This window comes from Pedobacter sp. UBA5917 (assembly GCF_002432345.1).
Classification (GTDB): Bacteria; Bacteroidota; Bacteroidia; order Sphingobacteriales; family Sphingobacteriaceae; genus Pedobacter.
Genome location: NZ_DJDT01000225.1, coordinates 1 through 10,428 on the forward strand (window position 1 = coordinate 1; position 10,428 = coordinate 10,428).

Consider the following 10,428-nt stretch of genomic DNA (forward strand, 5'->3'; position numbering starts at 1 on the left):
TGCGGTCCAACTTGTTTAAGGATGATTGCCCGCCATTACGGGAAACGCCTTAGTTTGCAGCGCCTGCGCGAAACATCCGGAATGAGNAGGAATGGTGTTTCGTTACTCGGGATCAGTGAGGCTGCAGAGAAAAACGGCTTTCGTACAAGTGGTATAAAACTGCCATTGGAGTTGCTGGCCGAAATAGATCTGCCTGTAATCCTGCATTGGGACCAGAATCATTTTGTTGTGCTCTATAAAGTGCATAACCGCAGATATTACATTGCAGATCCGGCAAAAGGACTGATCATCTATGCGCAGCCCGAATTCGAAAAACACTGGTTAAGCACGCATACCCAGCACCGCTCAGAAGGTGTTGCGCTTACACTGGAGCCAACCCCCGAATTTTACAGCCTGGAAGATGAGGAGAGAAAAGGATTGGATCTTACTTATCTGGCCGGTTACCTGAAAAAATACAGGGGCCTTGTTGTTCAGTTGTTTACGGGCCTTGCCGTAGGAAGCCTTTTGCAGCTGATTCTTCCTTTTCTTACTCAAAGTATAGTAGATATAGGTATTAATACCCGGAATATTAATTTTATATACCTCATTCTGATCGCTCAAACCATGCTCTTTATCGGAAGAACTGCGGTTGAGTTTATCCGGAGCTGGATCTTGCTGCATATCAGCTCAAGAATCAATATTTCGATCCTGACCGATTTTATCATCAAACTGATGAAACTCCCAATGGGTTTTTTCGATACTAAGATGATGGGCGATATCATGCAACGGATGAGCGATCAGGGTAGGATACAGAGCTTTCTTACGGGTTCAACCCTTAACATTCTTTTCTCCATGTTCAATATGCTCGTATTCGGAGCAGTACTGGCCTGTTATAGTGTAACCCTCTTTTCTATATTTATATTCAGTAGCATCATTTATTCGCTCTGGGTAATCCTGTTTTTGAGAAAACGCAGGGCACTCGATTTTAAAAGATTTGATATTTCTTCAAAAAATCAGAGTACAGTTGTACAACTCATAAGCGGTATGCAGGAAATAAAGCTCAACAATTGCGAGCAGCAGAAAAGATGGGAATGGGAAAGGATCCAGGCTAAACTTTTCAGGTTTAACATCAAAAGCTTATCCTTAAATCAGGTGCAGCAAACCGGAACATTTATCATCAACGAAGGCAAAAATATTATCATCACCTTCATCGTGGCCAAAGCAGTGGTTGATGGGCAGCTTACCCTGGGTGCAATGATGGCGGTACAATATATTGTAGGCCAGCTCAACAGCCCTATCGAACAGTTTGTGGCATTTCTCCAGCAGCTGCAGGATGCAAAAATCAGTCTCGAACGTTTAAATGAGATCCATACAATGGATGAAGAAGAACCAGCCGAAAGAAGTTTTTATAACGAACTGCCGAATGAAAGGAGTATAACATTAAACAATATTTCGTTCCGTTACCCCGGTGCCGGTTTAGAGCCTACGCTGTCAAATCTTACCATCAGCATTCCCGAGGGCAAAACTACGGCTATTGTTGGCATGAGCGGGAGTGGAAAAACAACCGTATTGAAGTTACTGCTCCGGTTTTACAGCCCCGAATCCGGTGATCTTAAAGTAGGTAGGATCCCGATTGAAACAATAGGTTACCGCTTTTGGCGAAGCCAGTGCGGAACAGTAATGCAGGATGGATTTATTTTCTCCGATACCATAGCAAAAAATATTGCTGTTGGCGATGAGTATCCAAACATGTTAAAACTGCAGAATGCCATGAACGTTGCAAACATTAATGAGTTTATTGATGGCCTGCCCCTCGGCATTTACACCAAAATAGGGCAGGAGGGTAACGGAATTAGCCAGGGACAGAAGCAGCGTATCCTTATTGCCAGGGCTGTTTACAAAAACCCCGAGTATATTTTCTTCGATGAGGCAACCAACGCGCTCGATGCCAATAATGAAAAGGTGATTATGGAAAACCTCGAATCGTTTTTTAAAGGAAGAACAGTGGTGGTTGTTGCCCATAGGTTAAGTACCGTTAAAAATGCCGATAAAATTATTGTGCTGGATAGGGGGAAAGTTATCGAGCAGGGAACGCACGAGTCACTTTCGCGTAGCAGGGGAGAATATTATCAACTGGTTAAAAACCAGCTCGAGCTGGGAAATTAGAACAGATATGGAACAAGCAGAAAACATAAAAGGAAAAGAGCTCATGCATCTTCAGGAGATCAGGAGCGAAGAAGTGAACGATATCATTACAGCGGTACCACATTGGATTATCCGCTGCGGCGTTACCCTGCTTTTTGCCATCCTGATTATAATTATCCTATGTTCAAACCTGATTTCCTATCCCGAAACCATTAATGCCGAGCTAAGGGTTAACAGCACTAATCCTCCGGCAATCATCGTAGCCCAGCAGGCAGGGATTGTTAAGTCGGTTTTTGCCGCTGATGGCGATTTTGTAAAAAAGGGAAAAATAATTGCATGGCTCGAAAGCCCGGGTAACCATGAAGATATCCTTTATTTGGCTAAGAGAGTAGATGAGCTCCGGTCGGACCTGCTAAAACATCCCGAAAGTACAGATGTTACCTTACCTAAAGGTTTAAATCTTGGCAGTCTCGAAAAAACATACCAGTTGCTCAATATCAGTTACCTTAAATTTATATCTGGGCGTAACAATAGTTACCTGGCCAATAAGGTCAAAATTTTAGAAAGAGATATCAATCGTCTAAATCAGAAAATCGTCCATAAACAATACCGGTCTGAAGCGGAGTTTAAAACACTCGATACAAAAATCCCTGAACTGCAAAAAGAGTATTCGGCTCTGGTACAACAAAGGGATGAAGCGCAGTTACAGTTTGGCCAATCGCTCATTAACTTTCAGGATGAAATCGGGGTTTGGAAAAGCAGCCACATTTTAATGGCACCGTCGGATGGTAAATTGAATTACATCAGCATTATCCAGCCCGGCACAACTTTGGTGCAGAACCAGAAAGTTTTTATCATAAATAAAAAAAACAAAGGTTTTTATGGCGAAATAAGGATACCGGAATCAAGTATCGCAAAAATTAAAATGGGGCAGCAGGTAATCGTTAAGCTCCATAGTTATCCTTATCAGCAATATGGCTTATTGAGGGGGCGCCTTTCTTCAGTTTCCGAATTTGCATACAACGATAGCCTTTACCTGGCCCGGGTCGATTTCGCTGATGATAAGAAAGGCAACAGCCCGATCATCTTAAAAAACGGTATGTCTGCTGATGTTGAGGTAATCGTGCGCGAATACTCGCTGCTGGCACGCTTTATAAATAATTTACGGACAGTTATCAGTCCGAATGGTAAATAAACAGTTTCCTTATTTAATGATTTTTAGCATTTTAATTTATAAATAATGAATATTACATACATTATCCTGGCCCATAAAAACCCCAGACAATTACAGCGATTGGTCAATGTTCTTTCCTCTGCAGAGGTAAATTTTGTAATACACGTTGATAAGCGTGCCGATATAACAGATTTTATGCGGGTTTTTACAGACCTGGATTTTGAGAAAACTTTTTTTCTGGAACAGCGGTGTGAGAGTGCCTGGGGCAGTTTCGAGCTGGTTCAGGCGGTGTTAAATGCACTGGGGTTTATCCGTAGTGCGCTTCCATCAACCGATAGGATCGTTTTATTAAGTGGGCAGGATTATCCCATTAAAAGCAACCTGCACATCAATAAATATTTAGCTGCAAATCCTGATGGTATTTTCATGGAATACGATCCGGTTCCATATAAAAACTGGAAAGGAGGGGGACAGGATAGGTTTCCGCTTTATGCCGAAATTAGCGAGCAGATAAAATTTTATGGCGGCTCGCAATGGATGTCCTTTCCGCTTCAGGTAGCAGAAATAATTTTGGATTTTCTAGCTGTAAACCCTGATTTTATCCGGTATTTTAAACTGGTAAGGATTCCGGATGAAAGTTTCTTCCAAACGTTGCTGTTAAATTGCGGAAATGGGTTTGTAAACAAAAACCTGATCAACCATAACCTGCATCTTATTAAGTGGGAGTATCCTTATGCCCATCCCAAATATTTGGGCGAAGAGTATCTGGATATGATGAAGAAAAGCAAGTTTTTATTTGCCCGGAAAATGGAAGCCAGCCGACCTTCAAAAGTGCTCGACAGAATAGACTGTGAGCTGCTCGATATTAAAAAGAAACCTTTAGTACTTCCGGGCTATACAAAGATTGATGTAAATAGGGAAGTTGTACTGTTTTTAACAGATAAAAGCGATGGGGAAACGCTTGCCAGGTATAACCGTATTAAAGAAACCCTGCCTAAAAGATTCACTTTGATATACCTGCGCCACGAAAAACAGCATAAATCTGTTGCCGTGCAGGATGGGGCAGAACACTTTCTTTTTGATGATGGAATTATGAATAATTTATCCTTACAGGGTATATTCAAATCTCTGCTTCCCGGCAGCAACCATTTTCCGCTTTTTCAATTTTATCGTAATAACCAGGCATACAGGCATTATTGGGTAATTGAAGATGATGTATATTATAATGGGGATATTGGTCAGTTTTTCGATAATTTCAAAGATGTGGAGGCAGATTTTATCAGCTCCCACCTGCGCGATTATTGTGATGAACCGAAATGGCACTGGTGGTACAGTTTGCAGAACAATCAGGGTAAAATAATCCCCGTATCCAGAAGATTGCGCTCATTTAACCCCATATACCGGATTTCGCACCGCGCAGTTTGTTTTTTGGATAAAGCTTTCAGCGAAGGCTGGTCGGGCCATCACGAAGTGGCCATCCCAACACTGCTTAAAGAACATGGCTTTTCGGTAGAGGATTTTGGCGGAAATGGAAGTTATGTGCGCGAAGGTGCTACAGGGAAATTTTATCAGGAATCTATGGCTGCAGCAGGAGGTGAGCTTGATACAGGTTCGATGAGGTACCGGCCACTAATTAGCCAAAGCGAAATTAATGGTTCGCTGCTGTATCATCCGCTAAAAACTTAGGGTTTGGTAAAAGGTATCAAAAAGTAACTCTTTTTTAATATAGCTGCACTAAAAAAGAATGCTTTTTTGACATTTTGGAGCAGATAAAAGCTACTGATTTATTGGTTATCGTCGGGATGCATACATATTTCAGTTTTGCGCATAAATTCCAAGTCTGCCAGGTTATCAATATTGGCCATTAAAATCTTTTAAATACTAAGATAGTAAATAGCCTAAGCGTTTTTTTTGCCCAAAATCCGCAAATACCTGAGCATTTAGAGGGCGATTTTTATATTTGCATATCAATAAAACTACACCGTAAAACCTAGTGAAAAAAATTACTGTTCTGCTACTGTTACTTACAACAGGTTTATTATGCACCAATGCGCAGGAAAAAGCAAGCTTTGACCGAGCCTTCCAAAAGGCAAACAACGGTAAGTCGCGCGTTGAGATACCTCCCCTTAAAGAACTGCTACATATTATGCTGGCCATTACCAAAGCTGGGCTTAGCAATGATGATATGGTAAATCAAAGTGGTACATATTATCAGGATGTACTTAAACATTTTAAGCCGTATGCAAACGAACCCATCATAAAAACCTTTGATTCCTTGCTGAACGTTTCGCTCTATAATTATATTTTCATCTCTGGGAATGCGATGTCCTATGATCTTTCGGGAGCTAGATTAAAGCGCAACCCTAATTATATTTTTCCGGCTCGGGGCGTAGGTAATATGGTCATCAAAACCAATCCATTGGATACCTACAAAAAAGATATCGAAGCCTTCGCTAAAAAATCGCTATTCTGGGGTTTCTACAGTCAGCACAAGTCGTATTATAAAAAAATAATTGCAGATTATAAGTCAGGTGCAGATCTGGATAGACAATGGAAATGGCTTGAAAAGAACTTTAAAACCAGCATCAACAGCTACCTGATTCTGTGTTCGCCCCTTATTAACGGACTTAATTATACCACTGACTTTAAAGACAAAGGCTTTTGGCAGATTGTTATGGTACTTCCCACGCTTGATCACGATCCTAAACTTTCGGCTATTCAAAACGAACTTTTCAATACGAGGGTAATGTTTTCAGAAATAGACCATAACTATGTTAGTATGCCTTCAGATGCCAATAAGACTGCACTAGATAGCGTATTTAAGAACAGGGCAGCCTGGGTGAATGAGAAAGCCGATGGTACCTATGCTTATCCAAATCCTATCAAAGTCTTCAACGAATACATGACCTTTGGTACTTTTTTGCTGTATTGCCAGGATAATTATAATAAGGCACTTTATGCTGAAACCCGAAATAATGTGATCAGTTTGATGATAGCGCGGGGCTTCCCGAAGATGGAGCTGTTTGTATCATGTTTAGAGCAGGCAAAATCTGAACTTCCTGATAAAAAGATTGATGATTTGTACCCGTACCTGCTCGAGTTGTTGAGCAGGTAGGGCTATGTTGGCTAATACAGAGTTTCTTTCAATCAGCAAATTGATATTATAGATGTTAAAAGCCGCAAAAAGTATTTGCGGCTTTTAACATTTGCTCTGAAAGCTAAATTAAATCAGTTATTACCGAACTGCTGTTTAAGCTTACCCTTCGAATGATGTTCGCGCCTCCTTTGTAGATTTTGCTTTTTTAAATAAAAAAGCAGATGGAAATTACTTAGAGTGAAATAAAAGTAAGACAGTAGTTTTCCGTATCAAGATGTTAATTTCTGAACGTGTTGTTTTTTCAGTTTGTTGTGTTGAATAAGTGCGTACTGATTCCCTTTTAGATACGCACCGAAATACACACTTTTTTATTGCGATTTGATGCATATTTTAGGTTTTTGATATCAATAAAAAACCCTGCAAATGTTTGATTTGCAGGGTTTTGACATCATTTGATATTGATTTTTGTAGCCCGTAGGGGAATCGAACCCCTGTTTCCAGAATGAAAATCTGGCGTCCTAACCCCTAGACGAACGGGCCATTAATCTGAGTTTTGACCTTGGAATTTTCAGTTTGGATAAACTCCCAACTTAACACTCTCAACTCCCAACTTCTTGGTAGCGGGGACACGACTCGAACGTGCGACCTTCGGGTTATGAGCCCGACGAGCTACCAACTGCTCCACCCCGCACTCTATTTTTAACCTCAAATCTCCGTCTGAGGGAGTGCAAAGGTAAGATTTGTTTTGATATTTGCAAAGCCATTTTAAAAATATTTTAAAATATTTTTTCAAACTGATTTAACCCTTAAAATGCGATTAATTTATGGCGATAAATTTCGAATTGATAATGAGCAAGTTGTAGGCATTTAACAAAAGTTTAACTATTTTTTCTGCTGAAAATTTGTGTGAATAAATTTTCTTTCTTTTCTTTGTTTATAATTAGTCTAAATAAAAATTATCATTTCTTGGTTTTAGCACTAATTTCTATCTCAATATATATTTGGTTAGTTATGTTGATTTGAAGTCCTGTTTGCCCGCATCTTCATCGGATGCGGGTAAATCAGGCGCTATACATTTCTTAAATCCCTGAGGTTTTAGTTTATTCTTCTGGTTTTACAAGAATGTAATCGGCAGGGAATTTATCAGTGATTTAAAGTTAAAGCCCGATTATCCCTGATTAGAACTTTGTGGAATGATTCGAAGCAGTTTCGAACATCAAAAATAAACCTGAACAACAATACAATTCTGACTCCAGGCGAATCAGCACGACTTATCCTGATTTCTGATATACTCGGATGGGGTTATACCTATGATTTTTTTGAAATAGGCATTAAAGGAAGATTTGTTTTTGAACCCCGACCTGTAGGCAATAGCAAGCAGGTTCTCGTTTTCCCTATTGTTATCAAGGGTTTTTACCACATCTTCAATCCTGTATTCGTTTACATATTGATAGAAAGATTTTTTTGCAAAAACATTCAGTGTTTCAGAAATATAATGTCTGCTGATGCCTGAAATGGCTGCAAGTTTTTCCAAACTGATGTCGTCTTCTTTATAGCGCTGGCCGTCTTTTATCAAAAGGTCGATTTTTGTAAAAACCTCCTTGTGCTGGACAGGGTTTAATAATAATTTTCTCGAAAAATTGTCAATCGGAGCATAAAGCGATCCCGATAGTTGTGCTGATGGTTTAGGATTTTGATATTCAGGTATGTGCGATTTGGAATTGTATTCCCAATCTCTCGTTGCACTAAAAAACTTGTTACTGATTACCAGCACCGGCGCTGTGCCAAGCAGAATATAGATAATACTTCTGTTAAGTAAGGTATATGCCGGCGCTTCGATAACAGTGTAGGTAAGTACAACCTCTGATATGCCTAAACAAATGAGTAGCAAACATAGATTACGGATTAATAAATGGTCAGCAAAACCTTTATTCCTCCTTTTGATGAGAATAAAGAACCCAAATATAAAATGGGTTGCGATTATGGGAGGAAACACCGTTGCATTGTAAATATCGAGCATAAATTTGCCGTTGTTTGGATACCATGTATAACTGGCAAAAACACTTCCATATAGCGCAAACGACATAATAAGCGGAATAAACAAATACCAATGTGTATTTATGGTGCATAAACTACCATTCTTTTTTTCGGCGTACAGGTATAGTAAAGGGCCATACGATAACTGGATGAAAGTATGCATCATGGTAGATATGGAAGGATTGCCAAGTGTTGTGAAAATATAAAATTTGGTGGTGAGGTGCCAGGCAATGCCAATCAGTAGTAAAGCTAAGATATTGTCTGATTTTTCTTTTTTCCTGTTATTTAATAGCAGTAGAAGTGATATTGCTGATTGAAGCATACCCGCAAAAATTATGTACTTCATTTTATAAAAAGCTTAAGTCTTTTCAAATATAATATTGCAACATTATATCAATGTTAAGTATTTGGCATGACAGATAACTGCAAAAGTTTTAAGATTGTGCTTTTTGTAAGTTTTTATTAGTCAGTTGTTTAAGGGTGTTAGTTTATAGAGGTTGACGTTAGGTAGTATGTTTTGACGGAAGCGGTCGATTCTGTTTTTGATTATTCACAATTTCGATTTTATTAAACATGATGAACAATACTTAAATTTTACCCTAAATGTACTCATTCAAAAAAAACAGTAAAAACATTTTTATTTATCTCATTTGTATGCTGCTTGGCCAAATGGCACTGCAAGCGCAGGTTAAGAAACAAAGGCAAAGGGTAATCGTAATTATGATGGACGGCTTTGGCGACGAATATTATCGCAATAGCAGTATGCCTACGCTTAACAAAATGGCAAAACAGGGGATTTACAAGGTGGTGCCATCGCTTATGCCGGCTGTTACAATGGTTAACAATGCAGCAATTGTTACCGGGCAAACACCAGATATCAATGGTATTACGGGTAACGTATTTTTAAATCCATCTACCGGAGGCGAAGAATATATGGAGGATGAGCGCTTGCTTTTGGGTAAAACCATTTTTGAGCGGGCACAGCGCGAAGGTGTTAAATCCGTTCTCTTCTCCTGTAAAACGAAAACTGTACTGCTCCTTAAAAAAGGTGCGGGTGAGGCCGTCTCGCGCGAAACCGTTACCCCGAAATGGACAGCGCGGATTGGAACTCCTCCAGATATTTATAGCCGAGAAATTAATTACTGGATAATGGATGCCGCGCTTTATAGCCTTAAAAACGACCCTGAAATCGGATTAACCTATATTCATACTACCGATTATCCTATGCACACCTGGGCATCCGAAAGCGTAGAATCTAAAGAGCACCTTCAAAAAATTGACGAATACCTCGCTAAGTTTATCCAGGTTGCGCCAGATGCTGCGATCTTAATTACCGCCGACCATACGGTAACGCATAAAACCAAATGCTGGGACCTCGAAAAAACGATGACAAGCCATGGATTACCTCTTAAAGCGGCAATTTCTCCCGAAAAAGACCGTTATTTCAAACATCACCTGGGTTTTGGTGGGGCGGCTTATGTATACTTAAACAACAAAAAAGATTCGGTAAAAGTTAAGCATGCCATTGAAGGGCTTGCCGGTGTTACCGAAGTGTTGTCGAAAAAAGATGCTGCGGCAAGGTTTCACCTGATGCCCGAACGTATAGGCGATTATATGGTGCTTGGAGATAGCGTTACCGTTTTTGGACATCTTGAAAAGTTAGCTTCCGAAGAGTTGCCCTCCACTTATCGGAGTCATGGGTCGTTATATGATGCGAAGGTGCCGCTGTTTATATACAATGCTAAAAATGCGCCACCTGCAGGGTATTTTACCAGCAATTACAAGCTGGCTTCGTGGTTGTACAAAACCCCAATAAAAAAATAAGGGTATTGCCGATAAAAACTAAGTGTCGATTATCAGGGGCCCATCATTAATATTGCTTGCAAACATAGCAATGATGGTGCTGTGTTTAATCATTCCTGTATATAATGATTGCTGATGTAAAGAATAAAAAACAATAAAGCCGCTTCGTATAAAAGCAGCTTTCTTAGCCTGT

General features: G+C 39.8%; 6 protein-coding genes and 2 tRNA genes. 5 read left to right on the forward strand and 3 right to left on the reverse strand.

Annotated elements, in window-relative coordinates:
• The 4 genes from B2V92_RS15085 to B2V92_RS15100 form a co-directional block, all read left to right on the forward strand.
• Window positions 1–2,145: peptidase domain-containing ABC transporter (locus B2V92_RS15085; protein WP_293309562.1), on the forward strand; the 2,145-nt coding region annotated here is incomplete at its 5' end.
• A gap of 7 nt (window positions 2,146–2,152) precedes the next feature.
• Window positions 2,153–3,319: an HlyD family secretion protein gene (locus B2V92_RS15090; protein WP_293309564.1), complete on the forward strand. Its 1,167-nt coding sequence runs from the start codon at window positions 2,153–2,155 to the stop codon at window positions 3,317–3,319.
• A gap of 45 nt (window positions 3,320–3,364) precedes the next feature.
• Complete coding sequence (locus B2V92_RS15095; RefSeq protein WP_293309566.1) at window positions 3,365–4,984, forward strand: beta-1,6-N-acetylglucosaminyltransferase; 1,620 nt, start codon at window positions 3,365–3,367, stop codon at window positions 4,982–4,984.
• Window positions 4,985–5,291: 307 nt separating this feature from the next.
• The gene (locus B2V92_RS15100) at window positions 5,292–6,413 is read left to right on the forward strand and encodes a DUF4932 domain-containing protein (protein ID WP_293309568.1); all 1,122 of its coding nucleotides are present in this window, start codon (window positions 5,292–5,294) and stop codon (window positions 6,411–6,413) included.
• A gap of 450 nt (window positions 6,414–6,863) precedes the next feature.
• Here the strand turns inward: B2V92_RS15100 and B2V92_RS15105 are convergent.
• The 3 genes from B2V92_RS15105 to B2V92_RS15115 form a co-directional block, all read right to left on the reverse strand.
• Window positions 6,864–6,935 (reverse strand) — tRNA-Glu (locus tag B2V92_RS15105).
• A gap of 75 nt (window positions 6,936–7,010) precedes the next feature.
• Window positions 7,011–7,086, reverse strand: a tRNA-Met gene (locus B2V92_RS15110).
• 570 nt (window positions 7,087–7,656) lie between these two features.
• A complete protein-coding gene (locus tag B2V92_RS15115) occupies window positions 7,657–8,778 on the reverse strand; it encodes a helix-turn-helix domain-containing protein (RefSeq protein ID WP_293309570.1) in 1,122 nt (373 codons plus the stop codon).
• A gap of 257 nt (window positions 8,779–9,035) precedes the next feature.
• On the opposite strand from B2V92_RS15115, the gene B2V92_RS15120 reads away from it, so the two are divergent.
• Window positions 9,036–10,256: an alkaline phosphatase family protein gene (locus tag B2V92_RS15120; RefSeq protein ID WP_293309572.1), complete on the forward strand. Its 1,221-nt coding sequence runs from the start codon at window positions 9,036–9,038 to the stop codon at window positions 10,254–10,256.
• Window positions 10,257–10,428 lie beyond the last annotated feature (172 nt).